General features: G+C 48.8%; 24 protein-coding genes and 1 pseudogene. 4 read left to right on the forward strand and 21 right to left on the reverse strand.

Features of this window, described 5'->3' with window-relative positions; genetic code table 11:
* Positions 1 to 600 (forward strand): RNA-guided endonuclease TnpB family protein (locus KNO72_RS12895; RefSeq protein WP_214758415.1); only part of this gene is annotated, 600 nt, incomplete at its 5' end.
* A gap of 286 nt (positions 601 to 886) precedes the next feature.
* Here the strand turns inward: KNO72_RS12895 and KNO72_RS12900 are convergent.
* A complete protein-coding gene (locus tag KNO72_RS12900) occupies positions 887 to 2,356 on the reverse strand; it encodes a catalase (protein WP_214689314.1) in 1,470 nt (489 codons plus the stop codon).
* 83 nt (positions 2,357 to 2,439) lie between these two features.
* A complete protein-coding gene (locus KNO72_RS12905) occupies positions 2,440 to 3,036 on the reverse strand; it encodes a DUF2238 domain-containing protein (protein WP_214758417.1) in 597 nt (198 codons plus the stop codon).
* A gap of 152 nt (positions 3,037 to 3,188) precedes the next feature.
* Between KNO72_RS12905 and KNO72_RS12910 the strand changes: the two are divergent.
* Both KNO72_RS12910 and KNO72_RS12915 read left to right on the forward strand, forming a co-directional pair.
* A pseudogene (locus KNO72_RS12910) lies at positions 3,189 to 3,609 on the forward strand (VOC family protein).
* A gap of 103 nt (positions 3,610 to 3,712) precedes the next feature.
* Entirely contained in the window at positions 3,713 to 4,261 is a 549-nt protein-coding gene (locus tag KNO72_RS12915) for a GrpB family protein (protein WP_074032686.1), read from the forward strand.
* Positions 4,262 to 4,303: 42 nt separating this feature from the next.
* Here the strand turns inward: KNO72_RS12915 and KNO72_RS12920 are convergent, their stop codons facing one another.
* From KNO72_RS12920 to KNO72_RS12970, 11 genes are all read right to left on the reverse strand, one after another.
* Positions 4,304 to 5,029 carry a class I SAM-dependent DNA methyltransferase gene (locus tag KNO72_RS12920; protein WP_078146462.1) on the reverse strand — a complete coding sequence of 242 codons (726 nt, stop codon included), beginning with the start codon at positions 5,027 to 5,029 and terminating at the stop codon, positions 4,304 to 4,306.
* Positions 5,029 to 5,376 carry a ribosome silencing factor gene (gene rsfS / locus KNO72_RS12925; protein ID WP_015881000.1) on the reverse strand — a complete coding sequence of 116 codons (348 nt, stop codon included), beginning with the start codon at positions 5,374 to 5,376 and terminating at the stop codon, positions 5,029 to 5,031. The genes KNO72_RS12920 and rsfS overlap by 1 nt, the downstream gene beginning before the upstream one ends.
* A gap of 10 nt (positions 5,377 to 5,386) precedes the next feature.
* Positions 5,387 to 5,944 carry a bis(5'-nucleosyl)-tetraphosphatase (symmetrical) YqeK gene (yqeK, locus tag KNO72_RS12930; protein ID WP_078146461.1) on the reverse strand — a complete coding sequence of 186 codons (558 nt, stop codon included), beginning with the start codon at positions 5,942 to 5,944 and terminating at the stop codon, positions 5,387 to 5,389.
* Positions 5,934 to 6,503, reverse strand: a complete 570-nt coding sequence (locus KNO72_RS12935) for a nicotinate-nucleotide adenylyltransferase (RefSeq protein WP_078146460.1) — start codon at positions 6,501 to 6,503, stop codon at positions 5,934 to 5,936. Before KNO72_RS12935 ends, yqeK begins: the two co-directional genes overlap by 11 nt.
* Complete coding sequence (gene yhbY, locus KNO72_RS12940; RefSeq protein ID WP_015880997.1) at positions 6,500 to 6,796, reverse strand: ribosome assembly RNA-binding protein YhbY; 297 nt, start codon at positions 6,794 to 6,796, stop codon at positions 6,500 to 6,502. The genes KNO72_RS12935 and yhbY overlap by 4 nt, the downstream gene beginning before the upstream one ends.
* 6 nt (positions 6,797 to 6,802) lie before the next feature.
* Complete coding sequence (gene aroE / locus KNO72_RS12945; protein ID WP_159561904.1) at positions 6,803 to 7,588, reverse strand: shikimate dehydrogenase; 786 nt, start codon at positions 7,586 to 7,588, stop codon at positions 6,803 to 6,805.
* Complete coding sequence (gene yqeH, locus KNO72_RS12950) at positions 7,585 to 8,697, reverse strand: ribosome biogenesis GTPase YqeH (RefSeq protein ID WP_015880995.1); 1,113 nt, start codon at positions 8,695 to 8,697, stop codon at positions 7,585 to 7,587. The genes aroE and yqeH overlap by 4 nt, the downstream gene beginning before the upstream one ends.
* 133 nt (positions 8,698 to 8,830) lie before the next feature.
* Positions 8,831 to 9,457 (reverse strand): YqeG family HAD IIIA-type phosphatase, encoded by a 627-nt coding sequence (locus tag KNO72_RS12955; protein WP_015880994.1) that lies wholly within the window; start codon positions 9,455 to 9,457, stop codon positions 8,831 to 8,833.
* A 125-nt stretch (positions 9,458 to 9,582) separates the two neighbouring features.
* On the reverse strand, positions 9,583 to 10,362 hold the full coding sequence (locus KNO72_RS12960) for a phosphatidylserine decarboxylase (protein WP_078146458.1): 780 nt from the start codon (positions 10,360 to 10,362) through the stop codon (positions 9,583 to 9,585).
* On the reverse strand, positions 10,359 to 10,781 hold the full coding sequence (locus tag KNO72_RS12965; RefSeq protein ID WP_031421245.1) for a thioredoxin family protein: 423 nt from the start codon (positions 10,779 to 10,781) through the stop codon (positions 10,359 to 10,361). The genes KNO72_RS12960 and KNO72_RS12965 overlap by 4 nt, the downstream gene beginning before the upstream one ends.
* Before the next feature lie 74 nt (positions 10,782 to 10,855).
* Positions 10,856 to 11,050 (reverse strand): YjzD family protein, encoded by a 195-nt coding sequence (locus tag KNO72_RS12970; protein WP_074032676.1) that lies wholly within the window; start codon positions 11,048 to 11,050, stop codon positions 10,856 to 10,858.
* Between the two features lie 162 nt (positions 11,051 to 11,212).
* On the opposite strand from KNO72_RS12970, the gene KNO72_RS12975 reads away from it, so the two are divergent.
* Positions 11,213 to 12,025, forward strand: a complete 813-nt coding sequence (locus KNO72_RS12975; RefSeq protein ID WP_078146457.1) for a Cof-type HAD-IIB family hydrolase — start codon at positions 11,213 to 11,215, stop codon at positions 12,023 to 12,025.
* A gap of 49 nt (positions 12,026 to 12,074) precedes the next feature.
* On the opposite strand, the gene KNO72_RS12980 is transcribed toward KNO72_RS12975, so the two are convergent.
* The 8 genes from KNO72_RS12980 to KNO72_RS13015 all read right to left on the reverse strand — a co-directional run bounded on the left by KNO72_RS12980 (position 12,075) and on the right by KNO72_RS13015 (position 21,516).
* Positions 12,075 to 12,923: a YitT family protein gene (locus KNO72_RS12980; RefSeq protein ID WP_031421243.1), complete on the reverse strand. Its 849-nt coding sequence runs from the start codon at positions 12,921 to 12,923 to the stop codon at positions 12,075 to 12,077.
* 146 nt (positions 12,924 to 13,069) lie between these two features.
* The gene (locus tag KNO72_RS12985; RefSeq protein ID WP_214758419.1) at positions 13,070 to 15,367 is read right to left on the reverse strand and encodes a glycoside hydrolase family 65 protein; all 2,298 of its coding nucleotides are present in this window, start codon (positions 15,365 to 15,367) and stop codon (positions 13,070 to 13,072) included.
* Between the two features lie 208 nt (positions 15,368 to 15,575).
* Positions 15,576 to 15,995 (reverse strand): YflT domain-containing protein, encoded by a 420-nt coding sequence (locus tag KNO72_RS12990; RefSeq protein WP_078146455.1) that lies wholly within the window; start codon positions 15,993 to 15,995, stop codon positions 15,576 to 15,578.
* Complete coding sequence (locus KNO72_RS12995; protein WP_214758421.1) at positions 15,992 to 16,801, reverse strand: YsnF/AvaK domain-containing protein; 810 nt, start codon at positions 16,799 to 16,801, stop codon at positions 15,992 to 15,994. Before KNO72_RS12995 ends, KNO72_RS12990 begins: the two co-directional genes overlap by 4 nt.
* Positions 16,802 to 16,888: 87 nt before the next feature.
* The gene (locus KNO72_RS13000; protein ID WP_078146453.1) at positions 16,889 to 17,821 is read right to left on the reverse strand and encodes a YsnF/AvaK domain-containing protein; all 933 of its coding nucleotides are present in this window, start codon (positions 17,819 to 17,821) and stop codon (positions 16,889 to 16,891) included.
* A 236-nt stretch (positions 17,822 to 18,057) separates the two neighbouring features.
* Positions 18,058 to 19,101 (reverse strand): LacI family DNA-binding transcriptional regulator, encoded by a 1,044-nt coding sequence (locus KNO72_RS13005; protein ID WP_078146452.1) that lies wholly within the window; start codon positions 19,099 to 19,101, stop codon positions 18,058 to 18,060.
* 55 nt (positions 19,102 to 19,156) lie between these two features.
* A complete protein-coding gene (locus KNO72_RS13010) occupies positions 19,157 to 20,659 on the reverse strand; it encodes an alpha-amylase family glycosyl hydrolase (protein WP_214689326.1) in 1,503 nt (500 codons plus the stop codon).
* Between the two features lie 23 nt (positions 20,660 to 20,682).
* Positions 20,683 to 21,516, reverse strand: a complete 834-nt coding sequence (locus KNO72_RS13015; protein WP_015880984.1) for a sugar ABC transporter permease — start codon at positions 21,514 to 21,516, stop codon at positions 20,683 to 20,685.
* Between the last annotated feature and the right edge of the window lies 1 nt (position 21,517).

Here is a 21,517-nt window from a genome sequence, read left to right on the forward strand (position 1 = left end):
GTCGAACAGGACGATGAACCATGGATCCCAGCCGAGAACAAGGTCGGGATCGATCTCGGTCTAAAACACTTCGCCGTCATGACGAACGATGCGATGGTCTCGGAGAAGATCGACAACCCTCGCTTTCTCCGACAATCCGAAGCGAAGGTCAAGAAGGCACAGCGGGCGCTGTCGCGAAAGAAGATTGGGAGCAAGAATCGTGAAAAAGCCAAATTACTTTTAGCTAAAAAACACGAAAAGATTGCCAACCAACGCAAAGATTTCCTTCACAAACTGTCGAAACGAATCGTTGACGAGAACCAAGTCATCGTCGTGGAGACATTGACATCGAAGGACATGATGAAGAACCACAAGGTCGCGAAGTCCATCGGGGATGTCAGTTGGCACGAGTTCGTCCGGCAACTCGAATACAAATGCAAGTTCTACGGACGGACGCTCATCAAGGCCGACCAATGGTTCGCATCGACGCAAATCTGTTCCACTTGCGGAGTAAAGGGCGAGAAGAAAGCGATGGATGTCCGTGAATGGACGTGTGCCTGTGGCGCGCATCATGACCGTGACATCAACGCGAGCATCAACCTGTTGATGTTGGCCGACTGACAACCATTCAGGGCAGGGACTGCCCGACGAGCTTGGTCCATAACCGTGGCTGGTAAGAGCACGGTCTTCCCAAGAAGCTCCCACTTCAATTTGCGAAGCAAATAAGTGGTGAGTAGTTCACAAGACGCTAAATACAAATAAGTGTAGCTCATGGCTAGTCATTTGGCTGAATGTGTTTATGGTAACTGCATTCTACAGATGATTGTCGCCATGGGCTTTTTTGTGTTCACTTTGATGTTTCCTTTCATCATACAAAAAACCGCGGTGTAAGACCGCGGTTACGTGTTTAGTTCGACATTTGATTCAAGAATGGTGCGAGATCGACGTTCAACTCTTTCGAGAGACGCTCTCCGAGTTCACGGTCCGCACGATAGAAGTTGCAGATCAAGAGGAGAACGGTCTTCTCGTGACGAACTTTTTTGATATGCGCCACGAGGTTACGAACGAGCGCATCCTTCTCTTCCTGAGAATAGCGACGATACACCTCTCCGGCTTGTCCGAAGTCGTTCGTCTTCTCAATCTTCTGACGACCCGTTACGCCTGTGATCGGTTGCGGCGTCTCGATATAGTCCGCATTTGGCTTCGGCGCGTCTTCGTAACGGTTCGGCTCGTAGTTGACCGGGCTCGTCTGTTGCTTGAACGGCATCGCCCCGTCACGCTGGTTGTTCGCGACTTGAGCGAACGGGCAGTTGATTGGGAGTTGGAGATAGTTCGGTCCGATGCGGTAACGCTGCGTATCCGAATACGAGAAGAGTCGTCCTTGGAGCATCTTGTCTTCTGACGGCTGGATCCCTGGTACGAGGACGCCTGGGTTGAAACCGACCGACTCAGTCTCGGCGAAGAAGTTATCGACATTTTTGTTGAGGGTCATCGTTCCAACCAATTGATACGGGATGACATCTTCGAACCAATCTTTCGTCGCATCAAGCGGGTCGAAGTCAAAGTTGTCCATGTCCGCTGGGTCGAGAATCTGTACATATAGATCCCATTCCGGATAGTCTCCATTTTCAATGGCGTTGAACAGATCACGTGTCGCATGGTTGAAGTCTTCTGCTTGGATTTTCGCCGCTTCTTCCATCGACAAGTTTTGAATCCCTTGCTTCGGTACCCAGCGCATCTTTATGTACACCGTGTTGCCGAATTCATTCACCCACTTGAAGGAATGGACGGATGACCCGCGCATGTGACGATACGATGCCGGAATGCCTTCGTCACTAAAGAGATGCACGAGCATGTTCGTTGATTCAGGTGTGAGCGACATGAAGTCGAAGAAGCGGTCCGGGTCTTGAAGGTTCGTTTGTGGGTCCGGCTTGAGCGAGTGAATCACGTCCGGGAATTTAATCGCGTCACGGATGAAGAAGACCGGTAAGTTGTTTCCGACGAAATCATAGTTCCCTTCTTCTGTGTAAAACTTGACGGCGAAACCGCGTGGGTCACGAAGCGTCTCAGGTGAACCTAATCCGTGGATGACGGTCGAGAAGCGCGCAAACACAGGCGTCTCTTGCCCTTCTTCTTGCAAGAATGCGGCTTTCGTATAGCGTTTCATACTATTTTTTACAGTGAAGACACCATGCGCCCCTGCGCCTCTCGCGTGAACGACACGTTCTGGTACTCGTTCACGATCGAAATGCGCTAATTTCTCAATTAGTTGGTAGTCTTCGAGAAGCGTCGGGCCCCGACGACCCGCAGTGATGGAGTTGGCGTTATCCCCGATTGGTACGCCTTGGTTAGTAGTTAGTTGACGGTGTTGATCCATATGATTGCCTCCCATTATTTATAATCATTACAATCTTGATATTAATTAAAGATTAGAATGATTACAAATAAAAAGCTCGTGAATCACGAACTTTTTTTCATATGTCTCTTTTGTTTGGCTTTTTCACGTTGATGGAGCGTCACGACGAAAAATGCTGCCAAGATACCGCCTAGGGACCCCGCGATGATGTCGACCATCGTATCGTCATTCCCGTTCCCTTGCATCGTCGTGTTCAGGACGACGTCAGATGTGAATTCATACATTTCCCAAAGTGCCGCCCCAGCCATGGAAAAGACGACAATGTATACGAACAAAAATCGTTTCGGGATCTCGGTCCAAATGTCATCATCGAGCCTACTGAAGAAGTCGAATCCAAGGAATGCGAGAAAAATTCCGCTTAAGAGATGAAGGAACGTGTCCCACCAACCATTCCCGTATAGTCCGACAATCGAGCCTAAATACTGGGAGGCAAACAAGAACAGGATATACGCCACCTTCATCTTGCCGTCAAGTTCTGTTTTAAACGTCTTTTCAATGAAGAACGGGATGAGCCCGGAAATGATTCCGGCCCCCGCCACACTCGCATCGAACCATAATTCTTCAATGATAGATGTGACGAGTATGATTGCCATGAACAAGACGAATCCAAATTCGAGGATACGTCCTTTCGTGAGCTTCATAATGCTTCGCCTTCTTTCTAGTTTGTTCTCTATATGCTCTATTCCCAACTCTCAATCATGTTCAACCACACAATTGAATTTAGTTGGACTCTCTTGCCATTAACGAACATACGTTCTATAATTAATATTATGAATTCGAGGAGGAACTTGCTATGCCGATCAATCCGTATCTCAACTTTAATGGGAATTGTCGAGACGCCGTGAACTTCTATGCCGATGTGTTCAATCACGCCGCTCCAGACATCATGACGTTCGGTGACCAACCTGGTCCAGACGGTCAACCGGTGCCGAGTGAAATGGCTAATCTCGTGCTGCATACCCGACTATCGATTCACGGCTCATCGCTCATGTTTTCTGATGCGATGCCTGACGGACCGGTCACATTCGGGGACAATGGACAATGTCACGCTCGCTGTCGTCACAGACGACCTCGAGGCCATCCATCGTGAGTTCGAGGCGCTCTCTGTGAACGGACGTGTCTTGATGCCGCTTCAAGAGACGTTTTGGAGCAAGGCGTACGGCATGCTCGAAGACCAGTTCGGCGTCCAGTGGCAGTTCAGCCACGAAGCATGATCATCCAAAAGATCTTATTCACATTCTCTTATGATGAGGTCTTTTATTCTTTTCAAGATTAGCTTCCCCACAGAGAATACTTTCAAGGAAATGAACTAAACTAATGAAAGAAGAGAATCCTGAACAATTAAATATTCCTATTTGGGCATATGAAGCAATCGAAATAGAAGATGCCAATGTGCAATGGAAAGCTCAAGGTCTACGTGAAACAAGAGAGTTGTCCGACTTACTTTCAAAGTTTGATATTAAAGGAGCAGAACATATAGGTAGTACAGCGGTTCCCGGTCTACCTGCAAAACCAATTATAGATGTGATGATTCGTATCGAATCGTTTGACATGATGAATGCGATTGTTGATACTTTAACCGCATACGGTTGGCACTATGTACCACCAGAATTGGATGGAAAGCCCTGGCGCAGATTTTTTGTGAAAGTGAAAAATGATAAACGAGTTGCTCATTTGCATCTCATGAAAGGCACAGAAAAACGGTGGGAAGAACAGATTGAATTTCGAGACAAGTTACGGGAATCTCCTTTACTCGCGAAGGAGTACGGGCTTCTAAAAAAGCAATTAGCAACTGAATTTCGTGAGGACAGAGAAAAATATACTGAAGCTAAAGCTGAATTTATAAATCGGGCATTAAACTCCTGATATAGATGAAGACCCCATCGCTAATCTACGATGAGGTCTTCCTTATTTTTGGGCTACGAAGAAGATGCGCTCCGCATCCGCTCCTGGTGCACGTTCGGTGAAATCTGATGTGACCGATTTGACGTGGAATCCGGCACCAATCAACCATTGCATATACTGCCCTGGTTCATATGTCCGTTGTTCATGCGTCTCCTCGATCCGTTCATACGTCCCATCTTCAAGCGCGACGAAGAATGTTAAGTCATGAACGACTGACAGCGGGGCTTCTCCCGGGTCGGCAAACCAAATATATGAGCAATCTTCTCCGTTTGACGCATACGTCTTTTGGTTGAAGAGCGTCTGCATCTTGTTCGGAGCATGGACATCAAAGATGAACAAGCCGCCTGGTTTGAGTTGATTGTAGACAGATTCAAACGTATCAATCACGTCCGCCTCGTCTCGCAAATAGCAAAGGGAGTCGCAGAGAATCGTCACCGCATCGACCGGTTCCGGTAACTCCAACTCACGCATATCTTGTTCCCAAAGCGGCAACTCGATTTCGACCTCGAGCGCCTTTTCTTGTGCGACTTCGAGCATTGACTCGGATAAGTCGATCCCCATGACATCGTAATGTTCAGCGAGGCGAATCGTCGCCGACCCGGTCCCGCACCCGACATCCGCGAGTGTCGCGCCATCTTGGACGTGACGACGCACGAAAGCGACCCACTCATCATACGGCGCGTCTTTCATCAACTCGTCGTATACATAGGCGAATCCTTCGTAAGCCATTAGCCGACTTCCACTTCGACGTGTGGCGCGTCAGCCCACAATTTCTCTAGGTTGTAGTAATCACGGTCATCACGATGGAAGATGTGGACGACGACGTTCTCGAGGTCAGCGAGGACCCAACGTGCCGTGTCCATTCCTTCGAACTTGTGGAGTGGTAAGCCGTTTTCGCCAGCAACGTCTTTGATTTCACGTGCGATCGCTTCGACTTGCTTCTCCGAGTTCCCGTGACAGATAACGAAGTAATCCGCGATTGGCGAAATCCCTTCCATGTCGAGTACAACGATTTCCTCGGCACGTTTATCGTCAGCCGCTTTAACAATCAATTCTAATTCTTCTCTTGCAGTCATATTGACCCTCCTAAGGTATATTCACAAAATCGTTATACGTTTCAATCGTCAGTGGAAAAATACGCACCGACTTCTTCAATAAAAATTCAATCGTTTGTTTCAGTGTCGCGACAACCGCCGCTTCGAGCGAACGCTCCACTTCTGCCCGCAACCGGTCGACGCCGGGATAATCCCGATTCGGTTCGATGGCATCAGCCACGAACAGAATTTGGTCGAGCCGAGACATCCCGGGCTCTCCCGTCGTATGATTCCGAATCGCCGAGAGCACCGCGTCATCCAGGTCGTATTGACGGGAAAGTAAAATCGCACCGACCGGCGCATGAAGTAGTTCGTCCCCGTACTCAAGTAGATTCGGGTCTAACCCTTCTTCCACGACGACTCGACGCATTTCTTCGACGTCAAAGTACTTCGCATAATCATGAAGCATGGCAGCAATACGAGCATGTTCGACCTCTTCACCGAATTGAACCGCCATGCGTTCCGCCGTCTCGACGACACCGAGCGTATGGATATAGCGTTTTTCTGGCAGCGTCTGTTTAATCAACTCGTGCGCTTCTTCAAACGTCATACAACTTATGCTCCTTCACATACTCCTCGACTGGCGTCGGGACAAGATATTTGATGGATTTGCCTCGTTTCGCCCGTTCCCGGATGTCCGTCGATGAGATTTCGAGTTGCGGCATGTCAATCGCGCGGACGTCTGCCTTCTCCGGAATCAAATAACGTGTCCCCGGCCGTGCGACCGCACCGAACGTGACAAGACGGATGAGCGTCTCATAGTCATACCAGGATTCGAGCGAAACGAGTGAATCGGCACCAATCAAAAAGTAGAATTCATCATTCGGATACTGTTCGATCAGCCGTTTCATCGTCTCGACCGTATAAGACGGCTCACTCCGTTCAAACTCAATCAAGTTCAACTTGAAGTCGGACTGATTTTGTATGGCGCGTCGCGTCATCTCGATTCGGTGGTCTGCCGAGCTGAACCCGACCTTATGAGGTGGAATCGCAGCCGGCAGGAACCACACCTCATCAAGTTCAAGCTGTTCACGCGCTTGTTCCGCGATTAACAGATGTCCGAGATGCGGCGGGTCGAACGTTCCGCCCATCAAGCCGATCCGGCTCATGGGAGTTTGATTTGGCGATTTTCTTTCTCGGTCGCCTCTTTGTACAAGACGATGACTTTTCCAATCACTTGAACGACTTCAGCCTGTGTGCCTTCAGCTAACTCGCCAGCGACATCTTTCGGCGTGTCCATGCAGTTTTGAAGTACTTGGACCTTAATCAATTCACGTTTTTCGAGTGCGTCCGCGATATCTTTACACATCGCTTCGCTGACTCCATTTTTCCCAACTTGATAGATCGGTGAAAGATGGTGCGCTTCTGCGCGTAAAAAGCGTTTTTGTTTACCTGATAACATAGTATATTATTCCTCCAATAATCCTTCGATTAACTTTTTCCCAACGGTTTCGTCCGGTTTCACGCCCGTCCATTTCTCGAACGAGAGCGCGCCCTGCCCGACGAACATGGCTACACCTGTCACAACTTTGGCTCCGCGACGTTTCGCTTCTTGAAGCATCGGGGTGACAAGTGGACGATATATGATATCACAAACGACCGTGTTTTGTCGTAATCCTTCTAATGAAAGTGGTGTCGATCTCTCGTCCATCCCGACAGAAGTGGTCTGAATGATGACATCATATCGAGAGACGTCCATCTCATCAAACGTCGTGTAGACGACTCCGAACGTGTCGGCGAGCGCTTTTGCCCGTTCCACCGTTCGATTGACAATCGTCACGTCACGCGTCGGGAGAGCTTGGACAATCCCACGAGCCGCTCCTCCGGCACCGACAATCAGGACACGCCCTGTAAAGTCTGTGTATGGCATCAGCGCTTGGACAAGACCTGCCCCGTCCGTATTCGTCCCGATAAGTCGCCCGTCTCGTTTATACACCGTATTGACGGCTCCAGCATGTTTCGCCGCTTCGTCAAGGTCATCGAGATACCGAACGACCACCTCTTTATAGGGAATCGTGACATTGAATCCATCCCAGTCCCCTTCTCGCATTGCCGCAAATAAGGCTGGGAGTTGATCTGGTGTGGCATCGATGGCCTCATAACGCCCGAAAAGCCCAGACGCCCTCAACCACTGCTCGTGCAGTTGGGGAGAGAGCGAATGAGCAATCGGGTGACCGATGACGGCCAGATTCATACGAGCGCCTCGCGAAGTGTGACTGCGACGCCTTTTGGAGCCCATGCTGCGATACGACCACCTTTTCCGTGAATCGCGACCCAACCGAGACCACTGAACACGATATCCGTTTTCACGCCGTCTCGTAAGCTGAACTCATGACGGACGAGTGGCGGTAAGATTTCGAGTGTCTTCTCATTCGGCGGGTTGAGCATCTTCCCAATATGTTGGTCATAGAGCTCATCGGCACGTTCGAGTTTCGTACGGTGTGCTTTCAATTCATTCGACATATAAATGACGAACGATCGCTTATTTCCTTCAAGATAATCTAAACGTGCCAATCCGCCGAAATAGAGCGTCTGTTGCGGATTCAACTGGAACACGTGCGGCTTGATTTCTTTCTTCGGTGTGATCGTCTTCAAATCTTTCGCATCGACATAGTGTGCCATTTGATGACGGTTGATGATTCCTGGTGTGTCGTACAAGTTCGCATCATCGTCGAGCGGAATGTCGATCAAGTCAAGCGTCGTTCCCGGGAAATGACTGACGGTGATGATGGCTTCATCCTCTTCACCGAAACGTTTGATCACCTGGTTGATGAGTGTCGACTTCCCGACATTCGTACAACCGACGACAAAGACGTCTTTGCCTTTGCGGTAGTACTCAATCTTTTCAGCGAGTTCATCGATGCCATGTCCTTTTTTCGCACTGATCAAATGAACGTCGATTGGGTTCAAGCCGAGTTCTTTTGCCTCTGCCTTCATCCAGTTCGCCATCCGGTTCGGGTTGACCGACTTCGGTAACAAGTCGACCTTGTTTCCGACTAACAGTACCGGGTTCGACCCGACTGAGCGTTGAAGACCCGGAAGCCAACTGCCATTGAAGTCGAAAATGTCGACGATTTTGATAACGAGTGCTTCTTTTGAACTGATACCGTTCAAGATGCGCAAGAAGTCATCATCTGATAACTCCACATCTTGAACTTGGTTATAGTGCTTCAATTTGAAGCAACGTTGGCAAATGACAATCTCACGGTCAAGTGCCGATTTTGGTGCATAGCCGACCCCGTTCGGGTCTTCCGTTTGGATGGCTACGCCGCACCCAGCGCAATATCGTTTTGTTTCTTCCATAGTTATACTTACTGCCGTTCAGGTTTCCCCTTCTTCATTCACCGTAGCACCTCGCTGCTACTCCTGAAGCGTTAATTCCGACGCCTTGCTCGCCGTACATGGGCAGCCTCCTTCTTCCTGTGCGTTCGAGGTCTTATTCATCTTTTTTATGTGAATCTTCGGAACGTGGATGCATGGCCTCACCGATTTTTTCAGCGACCGCGACTTTTGCCCGTTGTGCGTCAACGGCAAGTTCTTCCACTTTTTTCGTGATCAATACATACTTCCCACGACGCTTCATATGGGCGAAGACCACTTTTTCGAGCATCCGGTTAAATTTCGTGACGAGTCCGTCCGTTTTGACGACCGGTTGCACATGAATGACATGAATGCCCGCCATGTTTGCCCCGAGAACGTCTGTGAACAGCTGGTCCCCTAAGAAGATGGCTTCCTTCGGCGAGTACCCATATTTCGAGAGTGCCGCTTTAAATCCAGATGGTAATGGTTTTCTAGCACGAGCGACATAATGAAGGCCGAGCGGCTCCGTAAATGTTCGTACACGATTCTCGTTATTATTTGATACGACAATCACATCGAAACCGTATGATTTCACTTTTTCAAGCCACATCAATAAAAGCTCTGGCGCATGTGGGACGTCCCACGCCACGAGTGTATTATCAAGGTCCGTCAAAATGACGCGCACCCCACGGTCTTTCAATTCTTGTAGGTCGATGTCAAACACAGACGCGACGAACTGTTTCGGATAAAGTCGATTAAACACGTAAAATTCCTCCAATTAGCTAAACGATTCAACTACTTATACAAGTATTGATATCCCTTCTATGGTAAACGAAAACCGACCAAACGACTAGTCTATCGTTCGGTCGGAAGAAAATTGACACAAAATTAGTTGGATTTGATTGTCCCGATGACTTCACCGAGTCGAACCGGACCGATCTTTTCACGGTCCATTTGAATCGTATCCTTCTCAAAACAAAGAACGACGGTCGAACCGAACGAGAAGTATCCCACCTCTTCTCCTTTGCCCGCCTGGTTTCCTTCGAGCGTCCACTCAATCGTGTTGACGTTCAAGGCACCGACCATGATATGTTCGTACGTTCCGGCTGGGCTGTCAAAGCGCGTCACGCGACGGTAGTTGCGTGAGAGCGGTCGAACCGTCTCCGTCAATCCGATTTCATTTACCGGTGCCGAACGGTCCCCGAGCTCATAGTGACTGAGCACACGACCAGAGAGCGGTGTGTGGACGCGGTGATAATCGCGCGGACTGAGGTAGAGAACGACGACTGTCCCACCTGCATAACGTCTTGCTTCTTGTTGAGAACCGAGTAACTCCGCAAGCGTATACGACTGACCTTTCACCTCGAAACGACTGTCTTCTGAAATCGATTCGATGACCGATAGCTTTCCATCACACGGTGATACGAGAGTATCAGACGACTCATCAATCGTACGTGCTCCAGGCTTCAAGTGACGGGTAAAGAACGCATGCAATGATGGATAGGCAGCAAGCGGTTGCTCTGCCTCTTCTACCGCAATGTCATATACTTTTGCAAACGATGGAATCAAGTGACGACTCACATCTGATTCTGCGAAACGCTTGAGGCGTGTGGCGATCCAAGGCGAGGCGTTCAGCTCAAATAACGTTTGGTAGAAACGACGCTTCATTCCTCTTTGGCCTCCTCATTTTTAAAGAACGTCTCATATTGTTGTTCAGAGACCGCTCCTTCAATGCGACCGACCTCTTTTCCATCTTCAAATCGGATGATAGTCGGCGTACCTTCAATCCCATACGTCGTCCATACGTTATGGTCAGCCAAGTTGATGGAGACCGCATCATATTCTTCGATGAGGGGTTCGACATAAGGCTTCACTTGCTCACAGTATTCGCAGCCCGTTTGCCAGAAGTAAGCGACGACTTCACCATCTTGGTCTAATTGTTGTTGCAATTCATCTGCTGTGACGGCGTTGACACCATCGTCAGTATTGTTTCCATTTAAAAAGTACAACAAACCGATTCCGATGACGATAATCGCACCGATAATGGCGAACGTGATAAAATTCGCGCGTTTTTCAGGGTTTTTCATATGTGTGATCCTCCTCTATGTTGGATAAAGAAAAAAGACTGACTCATGCACGAGTCAGTTTGATTGTAGACGGCTTACTTCTCTTGTGCAACGTCGCTGATTCCCATGTCTTGATTCAAGACATCGAGAAGTGCAACGAAGATTGTGATGGCCACGCCAAATCCTGTCGCGAGCATCGCGTTGAACTCTACACCATCAACGGCAGAAATGATAAATACCGCTGTATTCGAGAGCACAATCGCCCAGATCAATGTCACTAAATAACGCATTGAACGTCCCCTCCATCTCACAGATGATTCGTAAAAATTCATACGACATTAGTATAGCATTGTTCGAATAGAATATGCGACTTCGATTGTATATTCTTTCCGTCGAATCGAAAAATGTGATACGGTCGTAGAAACATCATTGTGAAGAAAAGAGGATGACTGATGTCACGTTATTTAATCGCAGTCGATTTAGATGGAACGTTATTAAGAGATGATAAAACAATCAGCGAACGAAACCTCCGCGCTCTTCAAGCGGCGCGTGAAGCTGGTCATGAAGTCATGATCGCCACAGGACGTCCAAAGCGCCATTCAATCATGTACTATGAGCAAATGGGATTGACGACACCACTCGTCAACTTCAACGGTGCGCTCGTACATCACCCGAAAGATGCGAATTATGCGGTGACACACCGACCGATTCCGCTCAAGACCGCCCATAACATCATTGAAGAAGTAGCGGATACGAAAGCACACAATATCGTTGTCGAAGTGACGGACCACGTGTACTTCCAAAAGGACCCGCAAGAGTTCTATAGTCCATATGCAGAACGTGCGCTCAGCGTCACATCAGGTAACTTGTTGACGCATTTGCAGGACGAGCCGACGTCCCTATTGATTCATGCGACAAAAGATCACGTCGCGCACGTCCGCTCCCAACTCGATGACATTCATGCGGAGGCGGTATTGAACCGTCAGTGGCGTATGCCCGAACATATGATTGAAGTCATGAGCAAAAACACATCGAAGGCACTTGGGCTTCAAGAGGTCTCGAAGCACTTGAACATTGACCGGAAGCACATTATCGCCTTCGGTGACGAAGAGAACGACCTCGAGATGCTCGACTATGTCGGTACCGGTGTCGCGATGGGGAACGCCATCGACCAATTGAAGAATGTAGCCAACGAAGTGACGGCTTCAAATATGGATGACGGGATTGCCCTCTTCTTAGAAGAGCGACTTGGCATTAAGGCATAACGAAAGCACCGACTTTTCTAAGTCGGTGCTTTTTGTGATTCATTCATGTTTAGCGACGGAACGTCCCTTCGACGTCCTCTGTCGGCAAGATATTGATCCAAACCGATGGGTCTGCATCTTTACAGATTCGCGTAATCTCACGCACTTCGTGTCGTTGCGCAACCATCATGAGCGTCGCCTTCTCGACTTTCGAGTACGTCCCGATTGCCGGCATGAGCGTGATCCCGCGGAACACGTGTTGATGTAGTTCCTTTGTCACCTCGTCCGGGTGATTCGTCACGATGAAGAGCGTTTGACGCTGTGTATTCGTGTAAATCTCATCGATGACTTTTGACGTCACATACAAGAAGACGATCGTATAAAGCGCTGTCGGCCATCCGAACAAGGCACCTGCTGCGAGGGCGATCATCATGTTCATCAAGAAGAGATAGACCCCAACCGAGTTGTTCGTGAATTTCGCCAAAATCAATGCGACAATATCAAAGCCACCCGTCGAGGCTCCATACCGAATCGTGATTCCCGAGCCGATTGCCAAGAGCACACCGCCAAATACAGCGTTCAAAAGTGGATCGTCCGAGAGAAGCTGCGATTGCGGAAGCAAACGAATGAACAACGTGACCGAGGCGACACTGACCAGCGTATGGATCATCATGTTCCGCCCGAGCATAAAATAACTGACGACGAGCAGTGGTGCGTTCAGAATAAAGAACCAGAGTCCTTCCCCTAGTTCAAGCGGTGTACCCTCTAACAATTTCGTCAAGATTTGGGCAAGACCCGTAAATCCTGTCGAATAGACGCCAGCTGGAATTAAAAATAATGTCATGGATAAGGCAACGAACAATCCTCCGATGATCGAGACAACCCCGATTCGTGTATGTTCTTTAACGGCTTCCGTCAAGCTTCAACTCCCCTTTCTCAAAATAGCTAAGAATCAAGATAACATAGATTATTCATGCTGCATACAGCAAATATGCAGGAAATCCGATAAGTTTTTCACACAAAAACAAGCCGACCGAGGTCGGCTTGTTCGTATGAAACGATTGGTCACGCTTTCACTGTTTCAATTGTAATCGACTCGTTTGCAGGAACTGTCACTGCATTTCCATATACATGGATGGTCACATCTGTACCACTTGTTTGCTTGATTGTCACTTGTTCACGTGATGATGTGACCGTCAAGTGATGGCCGCGCCAGAGCATGTTGAACGAGTAACCGTTCCAATCTTTCGGAATCATCGGGCTGAACGAGAGGTTATCCTCTTGAATGCGCATTCCGGCGAATCCATGAACGATGGACATCCACGAACCGACCATCGACGTGATGTGCAATCCGTCTTCCGTGTCATTGTTATAGTTGTCGAGGTCAAGGCGCGCCGAACGTTGGTACAATTCGACCGCTTTGTCTTCATAACCGACTTCTGCCGCAATAATCGAGTAGACACATGGTGACAAGCTCGATTCGTGAACCGTGCGTGGCTCGTAGAAGTCAAAGTTTGCACGTTTCTGTTCGACCGTGAAGCGGTCACCGAACGTATAGAGTCCTTGGAGGACGTCAGCTTGTTTGATAAAGTTCGAGCGAAGGATGCGATCCCATGACCAGTTTTGGTTGAGTGGAAGATGTTTCGGATCGAGGTCTTTCACCAAAATCTGCTCTTTATCCATGAATCCGTCCTGTTGCATGAACACATCTGGAACGAGATCATCTTTTGGATAGTACATCTTCGTTTGGATGTCTGCCCACTTCGCAAGTTCAGCATCCGTGATGCCGAGTGTCGATACGAGCTCTTCGAGACGTGCAGGTTCTGCCTCTTTCAAGTAGTTGTACACTTCTTGAGTATATTCGAGCGTCCATGCGGCGATCAAGTTCGTATACCAGTTGTTGTTGACGTTGTTGTCATATTCGTTCGGACCTGTGACGCCTAGGATCATATACACGTCTTTGTGCGGGACAAAGTTGACGCGGCTAGCCCAGTAACGCGAGATCTCGACCAATACTTCCAATCCGTATTGTCCAAGGTACGACTTGTCGCCTGTGAAGTTCGTGTAGTTGAAGATCGCATGGGCAATCGCACCGTTACGGTGAATCTCTTCATGCGTGATTTCCCACTCGTTGTGGCACTCTTCCCCATTCATCGTGACCATCGGATAAAGCGCGCCTTCCATACCGACATTCTTCACAGCATTCTCTTTCGCCTGTGGCAATTGGTTGTGACGGTACTTGAGCAAGTTCCATGAGACTTCTGGTTTGGCTGTCGCCAAATAGAAGTGCAGGCAGTAGGCTTCAGTATCCCAATACGTCGCACCGCCGTACTTCTCACCTGTGAATCCTTTTGGACCGATGTTAAGACGTGAGTCTTCACCTGTATATGTTTGATACATGTTGAAGATGTTGAAACGGATTCCTTGTTGAGCTTCGATGTCTCCATCGATACGAACATCCGCATCTTCCCAGCGTGCGAGCCATGCTTCCGTCTGTTCAGCGAGAAGTGTCTCAAATCCTTTTTCGAACGCCGCTTCGACACGTGTCATCCCAGCTGACTGCAATGCTTCAATCTCGTGGTCGCGGTTCGTGACGACCGACACATATTTGTAGGCTGTCGCTGTCTCACCAGCAGCTGCGTTGACCGTGAATTTATTGGCAACGAACAAATCTGTCGCTTCAAGCACTTCACAACGAGCGCCTTCGACGTCCGCGATCATCGATGCCGTGACATGCCAGTCGAGTTTCTTCGTCTTCGTCGTAACGAAAGCGAAACGCTCTTCCACACCACGGTCGACCGGAAGCCAGAACTTCTCATCGTAGTTCGAGTCTTCGTTGACGACATCACCATCTAAATATGGCGTGAACTCAATTTTTGCTTCGTAGTTGACTGGTGTGACGTTGTAACGAATGGCCAAGACTTCTTTATCTACGATTGAGAAGAAGCGGACGACTTCCACTTTCGTCTCTTCTGTCCCGTTCATCAAGGTGAACGTCCGTGTGAGAACACCACGTTGCATATCGAGCTCACGGGTGAAATCTTTCACTTCCCATTTCGCCAAGTCGACCGGTGTCCCATTGATGACCACGCGGAGACCGATGACGTTTGTCGCATTCAACACTTTGGCAAAGTATTCAGGGTATCCGTTCTTCCACCAACCGACACGTGTTTTATCCGGATAGTAGACGCCCGCCACGTAGAATCCTTGGTGCGTATCATTCGAGTAATCTTCCTCAAAGTTTCCTCGCATCCCCATATGCCCGTTCCCGAGCGATGTGATGGATTCTGCAAGGCGGTTCTCTTTCGGGTGAAGACCTTCCTCTGTTACTTTCCATTCATCGACTGCAAACAATCGTTTCATCTGTCTGCCACTCCTTTTTCTCTACAAGGCTACCTTCGTCGGACAACTAGTTTATGCAACCGTTTGTCTATGAAAGCGCTGTATTTAATCTCACCTTTCATTTTACACAACTGAAACGAGAATGCAATCGTTTGCATAAAACTTTTTATTTCTTTTTTTCATCACATTTTACAATCAAAAAAACCGCCTCTCATCGAGACGGTTTCAATCAATCTTTCTGTTCATTTTCCGGATTATCACCAAACGCCCCATTCGCTTCGTGCCCTTCGAACGCCAGAGTGTTCCCGTCATTGAATCCTGTGTCCGGTTCATCGAGAATCAAAGCGTAGCCTCCGTTCAAAATATCGCCATAAGCGCGGTTGACGTCGTCGTCAGCAAAACCGAGGTCAAGCAATACCCGCTTCACTTCCTGTTCGCCTTCGGTCACACCTGCGAACTTTTGCATCCAGTTCGCGCTCGCTTCTTCCACTTTCGCATCGGTCTTACGTTTGACGAGCGAGATGTCATCTTTGTCTCGCGCGACGACATATAAATCGCGCTCCTCATAGCCTCGTTCGGTCAATTGGTTGATTTTAGCGACGAGAGCCGCCTCATTCTGATAAGTGCCTACAAATCGACTTTTGTTCATCGTTCCTCATCCTTTTGGGTTGTCTGGTTATCAATGGTCACATCGGCTTGCCCGACTTCCCTCACTTTGAGTTCTTCTTTACGGAGCGTTTCGGTCAATGTCTCAATCTCTTCCGTCACACGCTTCCGAACAACAATTTCTTCGACGACGACAGGTCGCTTCACGACGAACGCCCGTTCTTCGATGACTTGAATTCGGAGATGATCCCCTTCGTCAATCGTACGAAATCCCGACCGATTAAAGTCGTAGTCCTCGAGCACATCCTCTGAACCGGCTTTCCTCTCTACATGAACTTGTTCTCTTAAGACCGGAACCTCTATCTCTTGATTGGTTTCTATGATGTAGCGATTGATGACGACTTCACCCGTTTGTACTGCTTGTTTCTCGACGGTCAAGCGCTCCTCGTGCAAGGCAAGCGTCTGTTCTTCCGTCTCCGGTTCTAATTTCATTTTTGGACGGTCGACCTTAAACGATTGGTCGCCACGGTCGGCATCGACGTACAAGAAGAGTCGTCCCTGCTCGATTTCCTGCGTGAAGCGATCCTGTTGCTCCTTCGTGAGCCGCATGCTGCCGATCCAGCGTTCAATCGGTCGCTCGCTCGATGTGACGAGTGAGGCGACCGTACCCGGTTCGTCGGTGACGAGCACATATAACTTCGACTGGCGTCGAACCACGTCCGCGACGTCAGCTCGTTTGACGAGGACGTACATGTCCTCTTCGGCGTAACCTTCTCGTTTCAAATCGACCGTTCGATTGAGCAGCGTTTCCGGCTGATCAAATACTTCTGAGATAATCGCATGTTTCATAGCTTTCGTCCTCCTATGGTGACAATTGGCGAAAAAAAAGATGGTCCCTTAGAGAGAGCCATCCTTGTCGAGATACTGGTCAATCGATTAGAGGCGGTCACGCTCATCGCGACGCGTGTGATCATGATCGCGGTGACGAAGGTCATCATCCCCTTCGATATGCGCTTCTTCTTTACGCAACGTCTCACGTACCTCTTCCGTATCTTTGACTTTTTCTTTGCCTACGACAATTTCTTCGGCCACGACATCTTTTTTCGTCACATTGACACGTTCTTCCGTGACTGGAACGCGAATCTCATCACGTTCTGTCGTCGCATCATAAGAATGTCCTGTCGCTTCACGGTCTCCGTCGACGCGGCGGCGTTCAACATACACTTCGTCGCGCTCTACTTCAACGTCCACGCGTTCTTCACGTTCGACGACATCTTTATCGACGCGAACTTCACCGGTTTGCACACGTTCCTTGTTCACAAGGAGACGCTCTTCGTGCAACTCGAGTTTCTGTTCGTCCGTCAAGTCCGTACGGTTACGGATGTCTTCGTCCATATCATTTAAACGGTTAGCGCCAATCCCAGCCCCAGTTGTGCCAAGGTTATGAGCAGTCGTGTTACCTGCCTCATTCCCTTCTGAACCATAACCTGCTGATGTGCGACCGCCCTCGAACGTATCGTTACGACCATTATCGAACACGCCGTCATTCGTATCTAACAAGAGAACCATGCCACCGTTCTCGATGTCTTGATGGTAGCGCGCTGTCTCTTCTTCTGAAAAACCGAGTTTATCAAAAGTGTGACGAACTTCATCTCCTTCGTCTGCTACTCCGAAAAAGCGATCAAGCCATGACGCTTTCGTTTCTTTTACTTCTGCATCCGTTGAACCTTGAACCATTGAAAGGTTCGATTTATCTTTCACTACTACGTATAAATCATCTTCGCGATGCCCTTGAGCACGAAGCTCATCAATTTTTGAAACAAGCTCTGACTCCTGATAGTAAGTACCTACATAACGTTTGTTATCCATGATTGTATCTCCCTTTCAAATTTTTTATTTTTTGGTTGTTGGTTTGGCAGATTCACAACAATCTGCTATTTGAACCGGTAATGTGAATGTTCCCCCACGCTTTCTTTTCAAGCACTGTTTTCACATTTGTAATCTTTATGTAATATTATGACTTTTGACCGATTGATTATTCTACTATTGTATGCGTCTAATTTTTGTACAAAAAAATTCTTCCACAGGATGCGGAAGAATTTCGTTTAATCGACGACTTCTGTTTTCTTTTTCTGCCCACATGATTGGCGGACGACCAGATAATGTGGCACAATGACACGCTTCCCATAAGGGGGTGCATTATCACTGATTTGTTCGATCAAACAGTTCGTCGCCTCGAAACCGAGACCGAAGATGTTAATTTCGACCGACGTGAGTGGCGGGTTCGAATGTTCCGCGATATACACGTTATTGAAACTGACGACCGCGACGTCCTCTGGGATTTTGAGCCCCATCTCGCTTAATGTGCTGATGACGCCGAGTGCCATCATATCGTCACTGACAACGACGGCTGTCGGTGGTTCCTCATTTTGTAACAGTTCACGCACGGCCTTCGCGCCGCCCTTCGTCATGAATTCAGCCCGGGCGATGTAATCTTCGCATACCGGGATGCCTGCTTCCATGAGGGCCGTCGCGTACCCGTTTCGACGATCTTGTGTGACGGCGAGTTTATCCGATCCCCCGATGAAGGCGATGCGACGATGACCTAAGTTATAAAGATGTTTCGTCACTTCACGACCAGCCAAATAGTTGTCCGTATCGACGTAAGTGATGGAAGAAGCGTCCCCGAACGGCTTCCCGACCACGACGAACGGAAACTTCGTTTGACGTAAGTATTGGACGACTTGGTCGTCTTCACGTGAATAAAGAACGATGACACCGTCGACACGGCGTCCTTGTACCATCTCGATCACACCGGACAAAACTTCTTCTTCTGTCACGCCGGTCGTCATATAAAGCGAGTATCCATTCTGGTGCGCCTTCGTGCTAATTCCTCGTAGCACTTCCGGGAAGAACGGGTTTTGAAGCGTCTTTGTTGCCGCGCTCGGCATAACGAGACCAATCGACTGCGTCGAGCGGTTAGCGAGACTTCTCGCATGAATGTTCGGATGATACCCGAGCTCTTCCATGGAACTTCTGACCCGTTCTTTTGTCTTTTGACTGATTCTTGGGCTGTTGGCGATGACGCGAGAGACTGTCGACGGCGCGACGTTCGCGTGCTTCGCCACATCTTTGATTGTGATTTGCATGGTGTTCCCCCCTGCTTCCGTGAGTTCGATTCGTGCCTTGCGGCGTTTCATGTCTTTATTTGCGGCGCTTCCACATGACCAAACCAGTCAAGAAAATCGGAATCGTAACGACGAGCAAGCCCATCATCCACGGATTGACCGAAGATTCCTCAACGATGTAAGCGTTCGCACTTTCACCAGACAGTTCAATTGTAAACGTTCCGCGCTGATCTGTGACCAGTTGTGAGAATAAGAGACCACGAAGTCTCGTATCTTCCCCGATTTCACTGACATCGATCTCAATCTCCCGATCGTCACGATTCATGTTGATCGCATAGAGCGCGACGTCATCTCCGTCTTTCCGTTCGAAGACGGCCATCCCGTCTTCTGAGGCGATCATGCGCTGCTCTCCTGTCGCAAAGACCGGATATTCTTCCCGCATGCGGTTCATCGTCGCGACGTATTCGTGCAACTCTTCATTTCCCGGGAATTCCGTCATGACACGGTTCGCCGGGTCGGTTCCACCGGTCTGCGCATTTTCTGTTCCTTGGAAGACGATCGGCATACCAGGTGACGCATAAAGCGCGAACAACCCGAGGCGTAATCGTCGTTCCGCTGATTCCACACCGCCGAGTTCCGCCATATGCATGAAGCGTTCGACATCGTGATTATCGAGGAACGTCGCCATCTGGTTCGGGTCGTTGAAGAACGTTTCGGCATAGCTTGCGGCAACGTCAATCTCATCGACGTTCGCTTGCTGTTGCGTCATCGTTTTCGACACCCGGTCATAAAACGTAAAGTTTGTGATGCTGTTGAACCCGAGATCGTCATATTGCGCGACGTATTGCGGGTCTGGGTCGAACACTTCGGCGAGTAAATAGAAGTCTGGGTCGACCGACCGCACACCTTCGACAAAGTCTTTCCAGAACGCTTTATCGACGTGACGAACCGTATCGAGGCGATAGCCGTCGATGTCCGTCTCTTCGATCCAGTACTTCGCCGCGTCAATCAAATACGATTTGACTTCCGGATCCTCTGTTTTGAAGTCAGGTAAGTCGAACAACCAGTGCGTCTCGACCTGCTCCTGGTCTTTCCAGAATACAATCGGTAACTGTTCGTGAAACCATTCCGGCTTTTCTTTAACCCATGGGTGGTTCGGACCGACGTGGTTGACGACAAAGTCGAGAATGACTTTCATGTCTCGCTTGTGCGCTTCCTGAACGAGTTCCTGTAAATCCTCTTTCGTCCCAAACTGTGGGTCGATGTTATAAAAATCTTTAATCCAATACCCGTGATAGCCGTCCGGCATATTTTCAAAAACGGGTGTCAACCAAATCGATGTGAAGCCGAGTGATTCGATATAATCGAGCTTCTCAATGACCCCACGGATATCACCTCCGTGAAACGCTTTCGGATCATCTTTGTCCACCTGTTCATTGTTGTCGGGATTCCCGTCAACAAATCGGTCGACCATAATAAAATACATGCGTTCTTGTTCCCAAGTAGCGGCTTCCTTTGCTCCGACGACGGTCGGAAACAAAAGAAGCGACAGGAGCACGAGCACGACGCCTCGCCTCATATCGCTTCCTCCTTTTACGAGTATTATCCTTTCGTACCACCCGCTGTGAGGCCAGAAACGAAGTAGCGTTGGAACATGAAGAACAAGATGACGATTGGAAGGGCCGAAAGAACCGCACCTGCCGCGAATAACGTGAAGTTATTATCAAACTGTTTCGAAATCATGTTGTAAAGGCCAACTGCCAATGTTTGTTTCTCTGGTGAACGAAGGACGAGCGATGCCAAGATAAAGTCGTTGAATGGTCCCATGAAGTTAAAGAGAGCAATCGTTGCGACAATCGGCTTCGCGAGCGGCAAGATGATTTGCCAGAAGATTCGGAGGTGACCGGCACCATCCATGCGGGCTGCTTCGTCAAGTTCTTTTGGAATCGTGTCGAAGTACCCTTTCGCCAAGTACGTGTTCATCGGAATCGCACCACCCGCATAGAGCAAGATGAGCGCTGTATGTGTGTCAAGAAGGTTTAGCATGTTGAGCAATACATAAATCGCGATGATCGCAACGAACTGTGGCACCATCTGAAGGACGAGGAACAAGACGAGCGAGTTCTTCCGTCCGACGAAGCGGTAACGTGAGAAGACGTATCCGGTAATCGTCACCAAGACGACAGAGAGTGCCATCGTGATGAAAGCGATTTTCAACGTGTTCACATACCATAAACTATAATCCGAAATCGTTAGGTCAAACAAGTTTTTGTAGTGAATAAACGTCGGGTTCGACGGAATAATCGTTGACGTAATCGTACGCCCCGGGTTGAACGATGTACCGACAACCCAAAGCATCGGATAGAGAATGATGATCGACGCAAGCGTCAAGATGACATACGAGATCGCCAAATTGATTCGTTTTTGTTTTTTCATA

It is taken from the genome of Exiguobacterium sp. s123, from assembly GCF_018617075.1.
GTDB classification, from domain to species: domain Bacteria; phylum Bacillota; class Bacilli; order Exiguobacteriales; family Exiguobacteriaceae; genus Exiguobacterium; species Exiguobacterium profundum.